The sequence below is a fragment of the Nonomuraea sp. NPDC005730 genome, from assembly GCF_040630865.1.
Lineage (GTDB): Bacteria > Actinomycetota > Actinomycetes > Streptosporangiales > Streptosporangiaceae > Nonomuraea.
Window position 1 is genome coordinate 1 of sequence record NZ_JBEXYK010000077.1, and the last position, 16,528, is coordinate 16,528.

14 protein-coding genes and 1 riboswitch are annotated in these 16,528 nt (G+C 74.9%); of the genes, 7 read left to right on the forward strand and 7 right to left on the reverse strand.

Annotation, left to right across the window (positions count from 1 at the left end):
* From ABZ444_RS45685 to ABZ444_RS45695, 3 genes are all read left to right on the forward strand, one after another.
* The coding region (locus ABZ444_RS45685; protein ID WP_358010516.1) for a VWA domain-containing protein at window positions 1–971 on the forward strand (971 nt) is incomplete at its 5' end.
* Between the two features lie 2 nt (window positions 972–973).
* The gene (cobO, locus tag ABZ444_RS45690) at window positions 974–1,576 is read left to right on the forward strand and encodes a cob(I)yrinic acid a,c-diamide adenosyltransferase (RefSeq protein WP_358010517.1); all 603 of its coding nucleotides are present in this window, start codon (window positions 974–976) and stop codon (window positions 1,574–1,576) included.
* 8 nt (window positions 1,577–1,584) lie between these two features.
* Window positions 1,585–2,931, forward strand: coding sequence for a cobyrinate a,c-diamide synthase (locus tag ABZ444_RS45695; protein WP_358010564.1), 1,347 nt, complete (start codon window positions 1,585–1,587; stop codon window positions 2,929–2,931).
* Here ABZ444_RS45695 and cobN read toward each other — a convergent pair.
* Entirely contained in the window at window positions 2,886–6,530 is a 3,645-nt protein-coding gene (gene cobN, locus ABZ444_RS45700) for a cobaltochelatase subunit CobN (protein WP_358010518.1), read from the reverse strand. The two genes, ABZ444_RS45695 and cobN, sit on opposite strands and share 46 nt — an antisense overlap.
* A gap of 34 nt (window positions 6,531–6,564) precedes the next feature.
* Window positions 6,565–6,742: riboswitch (cobalamin riboswitch) on the reverse strand.
* Window positions 6,743–6,781: 39 nt separating this feature from the next.
* Here cobN and cobG point away from each other — a divergent pair.
* Genes cobG through ABZ444_RS45715 form a run of 3 tightly spaced genes read left to right on the forward strand, consistent with a single transcriptional unit; the run spans window position 6,782 to window position 10,052 of the window.
* Complete coding sequence (cobG, locus tag ABZ444_RS45705; RefSeq protein ID WP_358010519.1) at window positions 6,782–7,951, forward strand: precorrin-3B synthase; 1,170 nt, start codon at window positions 6,782–6,784, stop codon at window positions 7,949–7,951.
* Window positions 7,948–8,568 (forward strand): precorrin-8X methylmutase, encoded by a 621-nt coding sequence (locus ABZ444_RS45710; RefSeq protein WP_358010520.1) that lies wholly within the window; start codon window positions 7,948–7,950, stop codon window positions 8,566–8,568. The genes cobG and ABZ444_RS45710 overlap by 4 nt, the downstream gene beginning before the upstream one ends.
* A 5-nt stretch (window positions 8,569–8,573) precedes the next feature.
* Window positions 8,574–10,052 (forward strand): precorrin-2 C(20)-methyltransferase, encoded by a 1,479-nt coding sequence (locus tag ABZ444_RS45715; RefSeq protein WP_358010522.1) that lies wholly within the window; start codon window positions 8,574–8,576, stop codon window positions 10,050–10,052.
* Here the strand turns inward: ABZ444_RS45715 and ABZ444_RS45720 are convergent.
* From ABZ444_RS45720 to cbiE, 3 genes are read right to left on the reverse strand one after another with little or no spacing between them, the layout of a single operon-like run.
* Complete coding sequence (locus ABZ444_RS45720; RefSeq protein ID WP_358010523.1) at window positions 10,043–10,798, reverse strand: cobalt-precorrin-6A reductase; 756 nt, start codon at window positions 10,796–10,798, stop codon at window positions 10,043–10,045. The genes ABZ444_RS45715 and ABZ444_RS45720 overlap by 10 nt on opposite strands.
* The gene (gene cobM / locus ABZ444_RS45725; RefSeq protein ID WP_358010524.1) at window positions 10,783–11,538 is read right to left on the reverse strand and encodes a precorrin-4 C(11)-methyltransferase; all 756 of its coding nucleotides are present in this window, start codon (window positions 11,536–11,538) and stop codon (window positions 10,783–10,785) included. The genes ABZ444_RS45720 and cobM overlap by 16 nt, the downstream gene beginning before the upstream one ends.
* 31 nt (window positions 11,539–11,569) lie before the next feature.
* Window positions 11,570–12,778: a precorrin-6y C5,15-methyltransferase (decarboxylating) subunit CbiE gene (gene cbiE / locus ABZ444_RS45730; protein ID WP_358010526.1), complete on the reverse strand. Its 1,209-nt coding sequence runs from the start codon at window positions 12,776–12,778 to the stop codon at window positions 11,570–11,572.
* Window positions 12,779–12,928: 150 nt separating this feature from the next.
* Here cbiE and cobF point away from each other — a divergent pair, with 150 nt between their 5' ends.
* Window positions 12,929–13,687 (forward strand): precorrin-6A synthase (deacetylating), encoded by a 759-nt coding sequence (gene cobF / locus ABZ444_RS45735; protein WP_358010527.1) that lies wholly within the window; start codon window positions 12,929–12,931, stop codon window positions 13,685–13,687.
* Window positions 13,688–13,728: 41 nt separating this feature from the next.
* On the opposite strand, the gene ABZ444_RS45740 is transcribed toward cobF, so the two are convergent.
* The 3 genes from ABZ444_RS45740 to ABZ444_RS45750 form a co-directional block, all read right to left on the reverse strand.
* On the reverse strand, window positions 13,729–14,940 hold the full coding sequence (locus ABZ444_RS45740) for a Dyp-type peroxidase (protein WP_358010529.1): 1,212 nt from the start codon (window positions 14,938–14,940) through the stop codon (window positions 13,729–13,731).
* The gene (locus ABZ444_RS45745; protein WP_358010530.1) at window positions 14,940–15,515 is read right to left on the reverse strand and encodes a copper chaperone PCu(A)C; all 576 of its coding nucleotides are present in this window, start codon (window positions 15,513–15,515) and stop codon (window positions 14,940–14,942) included. The genes ABZ444_RS45740 and ABZ444_RS45745 overlap by 1 nt, the downstream gene beginning before the upstream one ends.
* 156 nt (window positions 15,516–15,671) lie before the next feature.
* Window positions 15,672–16,235 (reverse strand): MFS transporter, encoded by a 564-nt coding sequence (locus tag ABZ444_RS45750; RefSeq protein WP_358010531.1) that lies wholly within the window; start codon window positions 16,233–16,235, stop codon window positions 15,672–15,674.
* Window positions 16,236–16,528 lie beyond the last annotated feature (293 nt).

The following is a 16,528-nucleotide window of genomic DNA, read 5'->3' on the forward strand; positions in this document are numbered from 1 at the left end:
CGGACGGCCGCACGCCCGCCGCCGACCCGCCGGCGGCCGGGGCCACCGGTGCGGACGCGCCGCCCGTGGCCGGGGAAGCCGCTCCGGACACGGCACCGGCCATGGACGCGGCGGCCTCCCAGGCGGCCGGGCCCCAGGCGGCCTCCCGAGCGGCGGCTTCGCCATCGGCCTCGCAAGTGGCGGGCGTGGCCGCGCCGTACCGGGTGCCACTGCTGGAGGTGCCGGGGGTCGGCGAGGGAGCGGTGGGACGGCGGTCGCGGTCCCGGACCCGGCGCGGCCGGAGCGCCGGCGCGCGCCGCCCGCACGGCCCCGTACGCGACCTCCATGTGCCCGCCACGCTGCTGGCAGCGGCACCCCACCAGCGGGAACGCGGCCACCGGGGCCCCGGGCTCACGCTGCGCGGCGACGACCTGCGCGAGGTGATGCGCGAGGGCAGGGAGGGCAACCTCGTGCTCTTCGTGGTGGACGCGAGCGGCTCGATGGCGGCGCGCAAGCGCATGACCGCGGTCAAGACGGCCGTGCTCAGCCTGCTCCTCGACGCCTACCAGCGGCGGGACAAGGTAGGACTGATCACCTTCCGGGGTGCCGGGGCCGAGGTGGCGCTGCCGCCCACCTCGTCGGTGGAGGCGGGCGCGGCCCGGCTGCGCTCCCTGCCCACCGGCGGGCGCACGCCGCTGGCGGCGGGGCTGGTGCGCGCGGCGGAGGTGCTGCGCGTGGAACGGCTGCGCGACCCCGCCAGGCGTCCGCTGCTGGTGCTGGTCACCGACGGACGGGCCACGGCCGGTGGTGAGGTGGACAGGGCCGCCGCGCTGCTGGCCGGCACCGCGTCGGTGGTCGTGGACTGCGAGAGCGGGCCGGTCAGGCTCGGCCTGGCCGTCCGGCTGGCCGCCCGGCTGCGCGCGCGGCTCGTGCCTCTCGACTCTCTGGCCGATCTCGGTTCGGTCGTCCGTGACCACAGGAAGGCGGTCTGAACATGCCTCAGGGAAAACCGGCTGTCGTGCCCGATGACGGCCTGACCACGCGCCAGCGGCGGACTCGTCCGCTGCTGATGGTGCACACCGGACCGGGCAAGGGCAAGTCCACGGCCGCCTTCGGGATGGCGTTGCGGGCCTGGAACCAGGGGTGGCCGGTCGGGGTGTTCCAGTTCGTGAAGTCGGCCAAGTGGCGCATCGGCGAGGAACGGGCGCTCAAGGTGCTCGGCGAGACGGGCGAGGGCGGCCCGGTGGCCTGGCACAAGATGGGCGAGGGCTGGTCGTGGATCCAGCGGCCCGGCGCCGAGGAGGACCACGCGGCCGACGCCCGTGAGGGCTGGGAGCAGATCAAGCGCGACCTGGCGGCGCAGACGTACCGGTTCTACGTGCTGGACGAGTTCACGTACCCGCTGAAGTGGGGGTGGCTGGATCTGGACGACGTGCTGAAGACCCTGACGAACCGGCCGGGCAGCCAGCACGTCGTGATCACCGGCAGGGACGCGCCCGAACGGCTGATCGAGGTCGCCGACCTGGTGACGGAGATGGGCAAGGTACGCCACCCCATGGATGCCGGACAGAAGGGGCAGAAGGGTATCGAGTGGTAGTTCCCCGGCTGGTGATCGCCGCGCCGTCGTCGGGCAGCGGCAAGACGACGGTGGCCACGGGGCTCATGGCGGCGTTGCGGGCGCGCGGGCTGCGGGTCTCGCCGCACAAGGTGGGGCCGGACTACATCGACCCGGGCTATCACGCGCTGGCCGCCGGCCGTCCCGGCCGCAATCTGGATCCGTGGCTCGTCGGGGAGGAGCTCGTCGCCCCGCTGTTCCTGCACGGCGCGGCGGGGTGCGACGTGGCGGTGGTCGAGGGCGTGATGGGCCTGTTCGACGGCAGGGGGGACACCGGCTTCGCCTCGACCGCGCACGTCGCGACGCTGCTGGACGCGCCGGTGGTGCTGGTCGTGGACGCGGCCCGGCAGAGCAGGTCGGTGGCGGCGGTGGTGCACGGGTTCGCCACCTTCGACCCGGACGTGCGGGTGGGCGGGGTGGTGCTCAACCGGGTGGGCTCCGACCGGCACGAGGAGCTGTGCCGGTCGGCGCTGGCGGCGGCGGGCGTGCCGGTCCTGGGAGCGATCCGCCGCGACGACGCCGTGGCCACGCCCTCCCGCCATCTGGGGCTGGTGCCGGCCGCCGAGCGCCGGACCGAGGCGGTCGCCGCCGTGGACCGGCTGGCCGCCTTGGTGGCGCGTTCGTGCGATCTGGACGCGTTGCTGCGGCTGGCGCGCTCCGCTCCCCCGCTGGGCGGCCCCTCCTGGACGCCGCCGGTGCCCGGCGCGACGGGCGGCCGGCCGGAGATGGCCGGTGGGGCGCGCGGCCGGCCGGTGGTGGCCGTGGCCGGTGGGGCGGCGTTCACCTTCGGCTACGCCGAGCAGGTCGAGCTGCTGCGGGCGGCGGGGGCGGAGGTGGCCGTCTTCGATCCGCTGCGCGACGCGCGGCTGCCGGACGGGACCGGCGCGATCGTGATCGGCGGCGGCTTCCCGGAGGTGTACGCCGCCGAGCTGGCCGCCAACGAGCCCCTGCGGCAGCAGGTCGCCGCCTTCCCCGGCCCGATCGCCGCCGAGTGCGCGGGGCTGCTGTACCTGTGCGACGAGCTGGACGGTCAGCGCATGTGCGGGCGCGTCCCCGGGCGGGCGCGGATGACGTCCAGGCTGACGCTCGGCTACCGGGACGCCGTCGCGCTGCGGCGCTCACCGCTCACCAGGGCGGGCGAGCGGCTGCGCGGGCACGAGTTCCACCGCACGGCCGTCACGTACGCGGGTGAGCCGCTGTTCGGCTGGGACGGCGGCCACGACGGGTACGGCGATCCCGGCGTGACCGCGTCCTACCTGCATCTTCACTGGGCGGGCGCGCCGCGCCTGGCTCAGCGGCTGGTGTCGTCCTCCAGGTCGCCCTCGGTCTTGAGGTAGACCTCCTGCAGGCCGCGCAGCACCTCCGGGTCGGGGTGCTGCCACATGCCGCGCTCGGCGGCCTCCAGGAGGCGTTCGGCGATGCCGTGCAGCGCCCAGGGGTTCGAGCGGGCCATGAACGCCTGGTTCTCGGGGTCGAGCACGTACGTCTCCGTGAGCTTGTCGTACATCCAGTCGGCGACCACGCCGGTGGTGGCGTCGTAGCCGAACAGGTAGTCGACGGTGGCGGCCAGCTCGAAGGCGCCCTTGTAGCCGTGGCGGCGCATGGCGGCCAGCCAGCGCGGGTTGACCACCCTGGCGCGGAAGATCCGTGAGGTCTCCTCCGACAGGGTGCGGGTGCGCACGGCGTCCGGACGGGTGCTGTCGCCGACGTAGGCGGCCGGGGCCTTACCGGTGAGCGCGCGGACGGTGGCGATCATGCCGCCGTGGTACTGGAAGTAGTCGTCGGAGTCGGCGATGTCGTGCTCGCGGGTGTCGACGTTCTTGGCGGCGACGGCGATACGGCGGTAGGCGTCCTCCATCTGGGGACGGGCGGCGACGCCGTCGAGGTCGCGGCCGTAGGCGTAGCCGCCCCACACGGCGTACACCTCGGCCAGGTCGGCGTCGTCGCGCCAGTTGCGGCTGTCGATGAGCGGCAGCAGCCCGGCCCCGTACGCGCCGGGCGCGGAGCCGAAGACGCGCATCGTGGCCAGCCGCTCGTCGCCGCCCGTCGCGGCCACGTGGGCGCGGACGTAGTTGTCCTCGGCCGGCTCCGCCAGCGACGCGACCAGCCGTACGGCGTCGTCGAGCATGCCGACCACGTGCGGGAAGGCGTCGCGGAAGAAGCCGCTGATGCGGACCGTCACGTCGATGCGCGGGCGGCCCAGCTCGGCGAGCGGGATCGGCTCCAGGCGGATGACGCGACGCGACGCCTCGTCCCATTCGGGGCGGACGCCGAGCAGGGCCAGCACCTCGGCGACGTCGTCGCCCGCCGTGCGCATGGCGCTGGTTCCCCACACCGACAGCCCGACCGAGCGCGGCCACTCGCCGGTGTCGGCGCGGTAGCGCTCCAGCAGCGACTCCGCCATCGCCTGGCCGGTCTCCCAGGCCAGGCGGCTGGGCACCGCCCGGGGATCCACGGAGTAGAAGTTGCGGCCGGTCGGCAGCACGTTGACCAGGCCGCGCAGCGGGGAGCCGCTGGGGCCGGCCGGCACATAGCCGCCGTCCAGGGCGTGCAGGACGTGGTCGAGCTCGTCGGTGGTGCGGGCCAGGCGCGGCACCATCTCGGTGGCGGCGAAGGCCAGCACGCGCGCCACGAGCTCCACCCGTTCCCCGGGCGCGGGGCCCAACAAGGTGGGGGCGACATCGGGCGTCCCGTCCAGCACCGCGCGGGTGACGGCGGGGGCGGCCTCCGGGGCCCAGGCGTGCTCCTCCATGGCCTGGACCAGGGCGCGGGCGGTCGTCTCCGCGCGGTCCACGTCGCCCAGCCCCGCCGTCCCGTCCTCGGCCAGGCCGAGCGCCTCACGCAGGCCGGGCAGCGTCTCCCTGCCGGCCCACATCTGCCGGGCGCGCAACATGGCCAGCACCAGGTCCACCCGTACCTGGCCGGTGGGCGCCTGGCCGAGGACGTGCAGGCCGTCGCGGATCTGCGCGTCCTTCACCTCGCACAGCCAGCCGTCCACGTGCAGGATGAGGTCGTCGAACTCGCTGTCGTGCGGCCGGTCGGCCAGCCCGAGGTCGTGGTCCAGCCGGGCGGCCTGGATCAGCGTCCAGATCTGCGCCCGGATCGCGGGCAGCTTGGCCGGGTCCATGGCGGCGATCGTGGCGTGCTCGTCCAGCAGCTGCTCCAGCCGGGCGATGTCGCCGTAGGTGTCGGCGCGGGCCATCGGCGGCACCAGGTGGTCCACCAGCACGGCGTGCGCGCGCCGCTTGGCCTGTGTGCCCTCCCCCGGGTCGTTGACGAGGAAGGGGTAGATCAGCGGCAGGTCGCCGATGGCGGCGTCGGTGCCGCACGCGGCGGACATCCCCGCCGACTTGCCGGGCAGCCACTCCAGGTTGCCGTGCTTGCCGACGTGCACCATCGCGTGCGCGCCGAACTCGGCCGACAGCCAGCGGTAGGCGGCCAGGTAGTGGTGGCTCGGCGGCAGGTCAGGGTCGTGGTAGATGGCGATCGGGTTCTCCCCGAAGCCGCGCGGCGGCTGCACCATCACCACCAGGTTCCCGGCCCGCAGCGCGGCCAGCACGATGTCGGTCCCGCTGTCGCCCTCGTGCACGAACAACTCTCCGGGCGGCGGGCCCCAGTGCCGTTCCATCTCCTCGCGCAGGGCCGCGGGCAGGGTGCGGTACCACCGCTCGTAGGAGGCGGCGGAGATGCGGACCGGGTTGCCCGCCAGGTGCTCCTCGGTCAGCCAGTCCTGGTCCTGGCCACCGGCGGCGATCAGCGCGTGGATGAGCGCGTCGCCGTCCTGGTCGGCCACGCCGGGGAAGCCGTCGCCCAGGTCGTAACCCGCCTCGGCGAGGCGGGCCAGCAGCCGGACGGTGCTCGCGGGGGTGTCCAGCCCGACCGCGTTGCCGACGCGGGAGTGCTTGGTCGGGTACGCCGACAACATCACCACCAGCCGCCGTTCGGCGGGAGGGGTGTGCCGCAGCAGGCCGTGGCGCACCGCGATGCCCGCCACCCGGGCGGCCCGCTCGGGGTCGGCGACGTAGACGGTCAGCCCGTCGGGGTCGATCTCCTTGAACGAGAACGGCACCGTGATGATCCGCCCGTCGAACTCCGGGATCGCCACCTGGGAGGCCGCGTCCAGCGGCGACAGCCCGTCGTCGTTCTCCTCCCACGCCTGCCGGGTGGTGGTCAGGCAGAGTCCTTGCAGGATGGGCACGTCGAGCTCGGCCAGCGCGCCGACGTCCCATGCCTCGTCGTCGCCGCCCGCTCCCGCGGTGGCCGGACGGGAGCCACCCGCCGCCAGCACCGTGACGACCAGCGCGTCCGCCGCGCGCAGCGTGTCCAGCAGCTCCGGCTCGGCCGCGCGCAGGGACGAGCAGAAGACCGGCAGCGCCTGCCCGCCCGCGTCCTCGACGGCGTCGCACAACGCCTCGACGAACGCGGTGTTGCCGGCCATGTGGTGCGCCCGGTAGTAGAGCACGCCCACCACGGGACCGCCGGTGGTCCTGGCGGGGCGGTCCAGCCTTCCCCAGGTGGGGGCCGGGGCGGGCGGCTCGAACCCGTGCCCGGTCAGCAGGACGGTGTCGGACAGGAACGCGTGCAGCTGGGCCAGGTTGGCCGGACCGCCATGGGCCAGGTAGGCGTGTGCCTCGGCGCACACCCCGCCGCTGACCGTGGACAGCTCCATCAGCTCGGCGTCGGGAGCCTGCTCCCCGCCCAGCACCACCACCGGGCGCGGCCCGGCCAGCAGCGCGTCGAGCCCTTCGGCCCAGGCCCGCCGCCCGCCCAGCAGGCGCACCACGACGAGGTCGGTCCCCTCCGTCAGGCCGGGGACGTCCTCGGCGGTCAGCCGGGCGGGATTGCCCAGACGGTAGCCCGCCCCGCAGGCGCGAGCGCTCAGCAGGTCGGTGTCGGAGGTGGAGAGCAGCAGAACGGTACGGCTGTCGCCAGGCACGGCGCATTCCTCCCTCGGGGTCCTCGCCCCGGTCGCGGGTGACACGACGGCAGGAGTCTCCTGGCTCCCGGATCGACGCTCACCCCGGCCTTCCCGCCCGTTTCCGGGCAGTGGCCTCGTGGTGGGGTTCGCTCCCCGGTCACAGTGGCGGGACCGCGCCGGTTTCGCACCGGCTTCCTCCCATTGCCATCGCCTACGCCGAAGCTTACGACAGGAGCGACCCGTCCCAGAAGTGGCGTTACGATCCCTTCGTGCCCGTAGGTGAATCTTCCGGACGTACGCGGCCCGATGCCTGTCCCGGGGCGCTCCAGGTGCACGAGGCCGCCGACGGCCCGCTCGCCCGCGTGCGCCTGCCCGGCGGCGCGGTGTCGGCCGCGCGGCTCCGCGTGCTCGCCGTCTGCGCGGCCGAGCTGGGAACGGGGGTGATCGAGCTGACGTCGCGGGCGAACGTCCAGGTGCGGGGGCTGCGCTCGCCCGAGGTCTTCGCCGGGCGGATCGCGGCGGCCGGGCTGCTGCCGTCGCCCGCGCACGAGCGGGTGCGCAACATCCTGGCCTCGCCGCTGAGCGGGCGCGGGCCGGACGGGCTGCTGGACGTGCTGGCGATGGCGGACGCCCTGGACCGGGCGCTGTGCGCGCGGCCCCGGCTGGCCGCCCTGCCGGGGCGCTTCCTGTTCGCCCTGGACGACGGCACGCGGGACGTCGCCGGGCTCGGCGCGGACGTCACCTACGTGGCGACCGGACGCCTGCTGCTCGCCGGCACCGACACCGGGCTGACCGTCGCCCCGGACGCGGCCGTCCCGCTCATGATCGACGCCGCCGAGGCGTTCCTGGACGAGCTGCCCCCCGACGGCCCGCGCGCCTGGCGCATCCGCGAGCTGCCGGACGGCCCCGTCAGGATCGCCGCCCGCCTGCGCGCCGGCGAACCAGGCCGGATGGACGCCGCGGACGCCGCGGACGCCCCGCCCGCCTCCGCGCGCCGCCCGTCCGCGGGCAGGATCGCGCAGCGGGACGGCCGCGTGGCGATCGAGGCACTCGTGCCGCTCGGCCGGCTGACGTCCGCCCAGGCCGGAGCCCTCGCGGACATCGGGCGGCCGGTGCGCCTGACGCCCTGGCGGACCGTCGTCCTGCCGGACCTCTCCCCCGGCGAGGCGGACCGGACCGAGCGGGCGCTGGCCGCCATCGGGCTCGCCACCGACCCGGACTCCCCCTGGGCCGGGGTCACCGCCTGCACCGGCCGTCCCGGCTGCGCGAAGGCGCTCGCCGACGTGCGGGCGGATGCCGGGCAGTGGGTGCGGGGCCTCGGCCGCGCGCCCGCCACGCCCGTCCACTGGGCCGGTTGCGAGCGGCGCTGCGGCCTGCCTCGCGGCCCGGTCCGCCAGATGATCGCGACGATCAAGGGATACGAGGAACGCCAGGAGTGAGCGACTACATCCGCGACGGTGCCGAGATCTACCGGCGCTCGTTCGCGACCATCCGCGCCGAGACCGACCTCACGGGCCTGCCGCCCGAGGTCGCCCAGGTGGCGGTGCGCATGATCCACGCGTGCGGCATGACCGACCTCGTGACCGACCTGGCCTGGTCCCCGGGGGTGGTCGCGCGGGCCAGGGAGGCGCTGCGCGGCGGCGCGCCGGTGTTGTGCGACGCCATGATGGTCGCCTCCGGCGTGACCCGGCGCAGGCTGCCCGCGGGCAACGAAGTGTTGTGCACGCTGGGCGATCCGCGCGTGCCCGAGCTGGCCGAACGCCTCGGCACCACCCGCAGCGCCGCGGCCCTGGAGCTGTGGCGCGACCGCCTTGAGGGCGCGGTGGTGGCGATCGGGAACGCGCCGACCGCCCTGTTCCGGCTGCTGGAGCTGGTGGCCGAGGGCGCGGGGCGCCCCGCGGCCGTGCTCGGCATCCCGGTCGGCTTCATCGGCGCGGCCGAGTCCAAGCAGGCGCTGGCCGACAGCGACCTGGAGCACCTGGTGGTGCACGGCCGTCGCGGCGGCAGCGCGATGACGGCGGCCGCGATCAACGCCATCGCGAACGAGACGGAGTGATGACCATGTCAGGACGCCTGTACGGAGTCGGCCTGGGCCCCGGCGACCCCGAGCTGGTCACGGTCAGGACGGCCCGGCTGATCGGCGAGGCCGACGTGATCGCCTACCACGCCGCCCGGCACGGCCGCAGCATCGCCCGTTCGATCGCGCTGCCGTACATGCGCGCGGGCCAGATCGAGGAGCTGCTGCTCTACCCGCTGACCACGGAGACCACCGACCACCCCGGCGGCTACCAGGGGGCGCTCGACGACTTCTACGCCGACTGCGCCGAACGCCTGGCCGCCCACCTGGACGCGGGCCGCACCGTGGTCGTGCTGGCCGAGGGCGACCCGCTGTTCTACGGCTCCTACATGCACATGCACAAGCGGCTCGCCCACCGCTACCCGACCGAGGTGGTGCCCGGCGTGACCTCGGTCAGCGCCGCCTCCGCCGTGCTGGGACGGCCGCTGGTCGAGCGGGACGAGGTGCTGACCGTGCTGCCCGGCACGCTGCCCGCGCAGGTGCTGGCCGAGCGGCTGCGCGACACCGACTCGGCCGCCGTGCTCAAGCTGGGCCGCACGTTCGGGAAGGTCCGCGACGCGCTGGCCGAGGCGGGCCGCCTCGACGACGCCTGGTACGTCGAGCGTGCCACCATGGGCGCCGAGCGGGTCGCCCCGCTCAAGGACGTGGACCCGGACGGCGTCCCGTACTTCTCGCTGGCCCTGCTCGCCAGTCCGGCCGAGCGCACCTTCGTCCCCGAGCGTCCGATGGACGAGGGGCGGGGGGAGGTGGCCGTGGTCGGCCTGGGCCCGGCGGGGCGGCCGTGGCTGACGCCGGAGGCGCAGGAGGCGCTGGCCGCTGCCACCGACCTCGTCGGCTACGGCCCGTACGTGGACCGGGTGGCCCCGAACCCGCGCCAGCGCCGCCACCGCACCGACAACCGGGTGGAGGCGGAACGCGCCAGGCACGCCCTTGAGCTGGCCCGGGACGGGGCCCGCGTGGCGGTCGTGTCGTCCGGCGACCCGGGCGTGTTCGCCATGGCCAGCGCCGTGCTCGAAGCCGCCGCCGACTTCCCGGACGTGCCGGTGCGGGTCGTGCCGGGACTGACCGCCGCCCAGGCGGTGGCGGCCAGAGCGGGCGCGCCGCTCGGCCACGACTACTGCGTGCTGTCGCTGTCCGACCTGCTCAAGCCGTGGGAGGTGGTGGCCGAGCGGCTGTCCGCCGCCGCGCGGGCGGACCTGGTGCTGGCGATCTACAACCCGGCCTCGCGCAGCCGTACGTGGCAGGTCGCCGCCGCCCGGGACCTGCTGCTGGAGCACCGCGCGCCGGACACCCCCGTGGTGATCGGCCGCGACGTCGGCGGCCCGCAGGAGAGCGTCACGGTCACCACGCTCGGCGAGCTGGACCCCGGCCAGGTGGACATGCGCTGCCTGCTGATCATCGGCTCGTCCACGACCCGGGCCACCGAAGGCGGCGTTGTCTACACCCCGCGCCGCTACCCCTGAACCCAGGCCGCCGCCGCCGCCACGCTGTCCGTCGCCCGGACGCCCGCCGGCAGCGGCGGCCGGTCCACCATGATCACTGGCAGGCCGAGCTCGCGCGCCGCGTCGAGCTTGGCCGTGGTCATGCTCCCGCCGCTGTCCTTGGTCACCAGCACGTCCAGGCGGTGCTCCAGGATCAGGGCGCGCTCGCCCTCGACGGTGTACGGTCCACGGTCGAGCAGGACGTGCACGTTCGCCGGCACGGGCCCCTCCGGCGGGTCCACCGACCTGGCCAGCAGCCACACGCCGGGCAGCGGCGCGAACACCGGCAGGCTCCGGCGCCCGGTCGTGAGGAAGATCCGGCTCTCCCCGCCGGTCGCTCCCCACCGGGCCGTGGTCAGCAGCCCGGCCGCCGCCGGGAGAGAGCCGACCCGCAGCCACGCGTCGCCCGGCCCCTCCCGCCACCCCGGACGCCGCAGCACCAGCAGCGGCACCCCGGTCGCCGACGAGGCCGCGACCCCCGAGGCGGTCATCCGCTCCGCGAACGGATGCGTGGCGTCGACCAGCACGTCGATGCGCTCCTTCAGCAGCCAGGCGGCCAGGCCCGCAGGCCCGCCGAACCCGCCTTCCCGCACCTCGCCCACGGGAAGCCGCGGGTTGTTCACCCGCCCCGCCAGCGAGGAGACCACGTGCAGCCCGGGATCGGCGGCCAGCTCGGCGGCCAGGGCACGCGCCTCGGCCGTGCCGCCCAGGATCAGGACCCGTCGCACGCCCTGTCCCTGGCATCGCTGTAGAGATGGCTGTCGGGGAACTGCGTCGCCGACAGCACCCGGCCCACGACGATCACGGCCGTCCGCCGGATCCCGGCCTGGCGGACCTGTCCGGCGATGTCGGCCAGCGTCCCGCGCAGGATCACCTCGTCGGCCCGGCTCGCCCGCGCCACCACGGCCACCGGGCAGTCCGGGCCGTAGGAGGGCAGCAGCTCGGCGACCACCGCGTCGATCCGCTGCACGGCCAGGTGCAGCACCATCGTGGCCCGGCTCGCGCCGAGCGTCCCGAGGTCCTCGCCGTCCGGCATGGGGGTGGCGCGGGCGGAGGTACGGGTCAGGATGACCGTCTGGCCGACGCCGGGCACGGTCAGCTCCCGGCCCAGCGCGGCCGCCGCCGCCGCGAACGCCGGAACCCCCGGCACCACCTCGTACGGCACGCCGAGGGCGTCCAGCCTGCGCATCTGCTCGGCCACCGCGCTGAACACCGACGGGTCGCCCGAGTGCAGCCGCGTCACGTCGAGACCGTCGCGGTGCGCGGCGGCCAGCTCGGCGACGATCTCGTCGAGCGTCAGGTCCGCCGTGTTCACCAGCCTGGCCCCCAGCGGGCAGGCGTCGAGCAGCTCGCGCGGCACCAGCGACCCGGCGTACAGGCAGACCGGCGACGTCTGCAGCCGCCGCAGGCCGCGCAGCGTGATCAGGTCGGCGGCGCCGGGACCGGCTCCGACGAAGTACACGGTCACGGCCGGTCCTCCTCCGTCATCGACCACACGGTCACGGCTGGTCCTTCCTCGTGATCGACCACACGGTCACCGGCATCGCCGCCCGCCAGCCGGTGAACCCGCCGACCGGCGACGCCCGCTGGACGCCCAGGCGCACCAGGTCGCCGCCGAGCCTGCCGTACCAGTGGGCGAGGACCGCCTCGGACTCCAGGGTCACGGCGTTCACCACCAGCCGGCCGCCGGGGCGCAGCGCCGACCAGCAGCGTTCCAGCAGGCCGGGGGCGGTCGCGCCGCCGCCGACGAACACCGCGTCCGGCTCGGGCAGCCCGTCCAGCGCCCCGGGGGCCTTGCCCTCGACCACGCGCATCGACGGCACGCCGAGCCGCTCGGCGTTGCGCCGGACGGCGGCGGCCCGGTCGGTCCTGCTCTCGATCGCCACGGCCGCGCACGACGGGTGGCTGCGCATCCACTCGACGGCGATGCTGCCCGCCCCCGCGCCCACGTCCCACAGCAGCTCGCCGGGCATCGGGGCCAGGCGGGACAGGCTGACGGCGCGGACCTCCCGCTTGGTGAGCTGCCCGTCGTGCTCGTACGCGCCGTCGGGCAGCCCCGGCACCCTGGCCAGGGGCTCGGCGTCCTGGGCGAGGACGCACTCGACGGCGATCACATGAAGCGGGGACGCCTGGCCTTCCGTCCAGCTCTCCGCCGTACCCCGCCGCTCGGACTCCCGCGGGCCGCCCAGATCCGACAGCACCGTCATCGGGCTCGGGCCGTACCCGTGCCGGACGAGCAACCCGGCGACCACCGACGGCGAGTCAGGACCCGCGCCGAGCACGACGACACGGCGGCCCGGCTGGAGCGCGGCGGCCGGCGCCGCGGGCGGGCGGCCCACCAGGCTGACGACGTCCACCTGCTCGACCGGCCAGCCCAGCCGGGCGCAGGCCAGCGACAACGACGACACGTGCGGCAGCACCAGGACGCGCTCCGCGCCCAGCAGCCGGACCAGCGTCGAGCCGATGCCGTAGAACATCGGATCGCCGCTGGCCAGCACGCACACCTCGCGGCCCGCGTACCGGTCCATGAGCGCGGGCAGGGCGGGCAGCAACGGCGACGGCCACGTCACGCGCGCGGCGGCCGTCGCGGGCACGAGGTCGAGCTGCCGCACGCTGCCCATGAGCACGTCGGCGGCCTCCACCGCCCGGCGCGAGCCCGGGGTCAGCCCGTCCCAGCCGTCGGCACCGATCCCGACGACCGTGATCACGCGTCGCCCCGTGTCGGCCGGATCTCCTCGGCGACCCGCTCCTGCCGGAAAGCGGCGAAGGCGTCGCCCCGCTCGGCCAGCTTCACGATCCTCCTCTATGGCAAAGTGCGAGGGATATCGTATATCTCCCCATCTGGCAGACTTTGGCGGGTGAAACGGCTTCTCGTCATCGGGATCGGCGCCGGCGATCCCGACCATCTCACCCTGCAGGCGGTCAAGGCCATCGCCGCCACGGACGCCTTCTTCATCGTCGACAAGGGCGAGACCAAGCACGAGTTGATCCAACTCCGCCTCGACCTGATCGCCCAGCACGGCCGGAAGCCGTACCGGATCGCCGAGGCCCGCGACCCGGAACGCGACCGCACCGCTCCCGCCTACACCGCCGCCGTCGAGGACTGGCGCTCGCGCCGCTCGCTCGCCTGCGAAGCGCTGATCCGCGACGAGCTGGGCGCCGGCGAGACCGGCGCGTTCCTGGTGTGGGGCGACCCGGCCGTCTACGACAGCACGCTCGCCATCCTCGACGAGATCCAGCGACGCGGGAGCGTCACCTTCGACGTCGAGGTCATCCCCGGCATCAGCAGCGTGGCCGCCCTCACCGCCCGCCACCGCATCGGCCTGACCCAGGTCGGCCGGCCCACGCACCTCACCACCGGCCGCCGCCTGGCGGAGCAGGGCCCCACCGCCGACGACGTGGTGGTCATGCTCGACGCCCACTCCTCCTTCACCGGTCTCGACGACTTCCACATCTACTGGGGCGCCTACCTCGGGACGCCGGACGAGATCCTGGTGTCGGGACCGGTGTCCGAGGTCGGCGAACGCATCCGGCGGCTGCGTGCGGAGGCCCGCGCCCGCAAGGGCTGGATCATGGACACGTACCTGCTGCGCCGCCTGTCACCGGAGGACCGCTGACCTGACACCGAGATCGCACCAGGTCAGCGGGCCCCCTCGCGTCATGCCAGCAGACCCTGCCCGATCCAGCCGCCGGGCGGGCAGCCCGGCGGGATGGCGAACACGGCCGATCCGATCGGCGTGGTCCACTCGTTGAGCAGGTCGGCCTCGGCCAGCCGGCGCTGCATGGGCAGGAACTGCGCGCCGACGTCGGCCTGGTAGGAGGCGAAGAGCAGGCCGCTGTCGGAGTGCCCGGCCGCGGTGAGCCCTTCGTCGTAGTTGTAGGGGCGGCGGAAGATCCCCTTGGCCGGGTCGGCGCTGTGTGCCCGCCTGATGTGGGCGTACTCGGAGATGACCGGGAACCCCACGGGCGTGAGCTTGGCGAAGTCGGGCGGATCGTGCTCGGCGGTTCCGGTCAGCGGGGCGCCGGTGTCCAGGCGGCGTCCGACCGTGAACTCCTTGGCGACCCGGTCGGCGGCGTCCCAGGTCTCCAGTTCGGTCCGGATCCGCCGCAGGACCAGCGTGGTGCCGCCGTGCAGCCAGGCGGGCGCGTCCGCGCCGGCCCACACCACCCGGTCGAAGACAGGGCTGCCGGGGACGGCGTTGGCGGTCCCGTCGAGCTGCCCCATGATGTTGTGCTGGGTCAGCCCGGACGCCTGCACCCCGGCGGCCCGCCGGAAACCGCGCTGAACCCAGCGGACGCGGGTGAAGGCGCGGGCGTCCTTGATGATCATGCGGAGGGCGTGCGCCACCGTCAGCGGGTCGTCGGCGCAGATCTGCACCAGCACGTCGCCGCCGTTCCACTGGCTCTGCAGCTTGTCGATGGAGAAGCGGGGCAGCGCCTTCAGCGAGGACGGGCGCGCGTCCGCCAGGCCGACCGCGTCGAACAGGCCGGGCCCGAACCCGAAGGTGACGGTCAACCGGGCGGGCAGCACCGCCAGCTCCGGTTCGGTGTCGGCCAGGGCGGGATCGCCCGCGCTCAGGCGGCGGGCGTCGTCGGTCAGCAGTCGCATCATCCGGGCCACCGCCTCACGGCCGACGCCGTCGCGCAGGTCCAGGCCGACGAAGACGGCGTGGGCCTGCGGGACGGTGGCGATCCCGGCCTGGTGCGGGCCGTGGAAGGGCTCCACCGCCGAGCCGGGCGGAGCGGCCTGCGCCGCGGCCGAGCCCGTCGAGGCGGCCTGTGTCGCGAGCGCGCCGGCCGCGGCGGCCGCGGTCGAGGCCAGCAGGCCCCGCCGGGTCAGGCGTGACCTGTTGCCGGTGTGCGCGTCCATCAGTGCTCGCCCTCGCCGGGCTGGTAGTTCTCCTTGCCACCGGCGAAGTCCTTGCCGATCGCGGTGAACTGGAGGGTGGAACCGTCGGCGAGAGTCAGGGTGAAGGGCACCTCGGCTCCTGGCTCCACCTTCCGGGTGACCCCCATCAACATGATGTGATCGCCACCGGGCGCCAGCTGGTGAGAACCGCGAGCAGGAACCACGAATCCGCCCTTCTTCGGGCGCATCACCATCTTGCCTCCGGAGTCCACCACTTCGTGCAGTTCGACCATCGGAGACAGCGGCGAGGTGCCGGAGACGACCGTCAGCTCCGCGTCGGTGTTGTTGACCAGGGTGCCGAAGGCGGCGGTCATCCCCTTCCCGCCGGTCTTGATCCAGGGGTCGGTGATGGTCAGAGCGGGCGAAGGGGTGGCGGCGGTGGCAGTGGCGGTGGCAGTGGCGGTGGCCGCGACGGCCGCCGGTGACGCCGACGCGGTCGTCGCGGTCGTGCTCCGGCCGCCGCAGCCGGACACGAGCACGGCCACGGCCAGCGCCGCGGCGGGAAGAAGCAGGGAACGCGAACGGAGAGAGTGCATGGTGGGCCTTTCCAGGCAGGCCTCGGCGCACGGTGGCGTTTCCCACCGCGCCGAAGGCAGATCAGGCAGGGGCGCTTGACGTGGCCGCGACGTCGGCGGCCACGCGGACCCGGCCGGAGCCGGGCAGGACGACGTACTCCAGCCGCACCATGGGGGTCAGCCGGAGAAAGCGGTCACCTGCGTGAACGGCGGACCGCGCGTGGGTGCGGCGTGTGCCGGCACCGCCGAGCGCAACCGGTCCGGCTCGGGCGCCGTCACCACGGCGACCGTCTCATGGCCCTGCTGCGAGAAGGCCACCAGGAGGACCCGGCACAGCCGCGCGGCCATGCGGTGCAGCAGCCCCCACAGAGCGGCCTCGCCACGGGCCAGCCACAGGGCGGTCAGCCCGGTGGCACCGGCATGCGTGACGAGCATGCCGACGCCGGGCACCAGTCCCGAATGGCCGTGGACGAGCGCGGCGTACGCGTCCGGAGCATGGCTGAGTGAGAACAGCACATGCAGCACCACCTGCATGCCGGCCAGCAACGGCAGGATCACCGCCGGCGTACGCTCACGCGCCGAGGCCACGACCCCGCCCCCGAACGCCAGCAGCAGCCCACCGGCCGTCACCGGCCCCGTGACCGATCCCCCGCCGAACAGGTGCGCCAGCACGCTCAGCGCCACGCAGACCACGGCGAACACCGCGGCACGGGCGAGACGGAACGGCAGGGAGGCGGTCATATCGGGCCCATCATCCCATCCCACCCCCTCGCCCTGGCATCCGCCATCGTGCCCCGCCTCCGGCACGGCACCTGCTCACACACCCCGAAGCCGCCTTCGCCCGCCTGGGCGATCGCCGGTCGACCGCCCAGGCGACCGCCGTCCCGCCCCCTGCCCCGGCGAACGCGTCAGCAGCTCACGGACCGGGCGGGGTACCGGCCGCGGTTCTCGCCGCGGTCAGTGAGAACGACGTCGGGGCTGTCGTGCCTCGTCGAGCCCAAGAAGACCGTCACCGAAGCAGTGCCGTTGCTCTC

Excerpts from the sequence above, each read along its gene's own strand:
- cobO (WP_358010517.1), top strand. The coding sequence starts at position 974 with ATGCCTCAGGGAAAACCGGCTGTCGTGCCCGATGACGGCCTGACCACG.
- ABZ444_RS45715 (WP_358010522.1), top strand. The coding sequence starts at position 8,574 with ATGTCAGGACGCCTGTACGGAGTCGGCCTGGGCCCCGGCGACCCCGAG.
- ABZ444_RS45740 (WP_358010529.1), bottom strand. The coding sequence starts at position 14,940 with ATGGACGCGCACACCGGCAACAGGTCACGCCTGACCCGGCGGGGCCTG.
- ABZ444_RS45745 (WP_358010530.1), bottom strand. The coding sequence starts at position 15,515 with ATGCACTCTCTCCGTTCGCGTTCCCTGCTTCTTCCCGCCGCGGCGCTG.
- ABZ444_RS45750 (WP_358010531.1), bottom strand. The coding sequence starts at position 16,235 with ATGACCGCCTCCCTGCCGTTCCGTCTCGCCCGTGCCGCGGTGTTCGCC.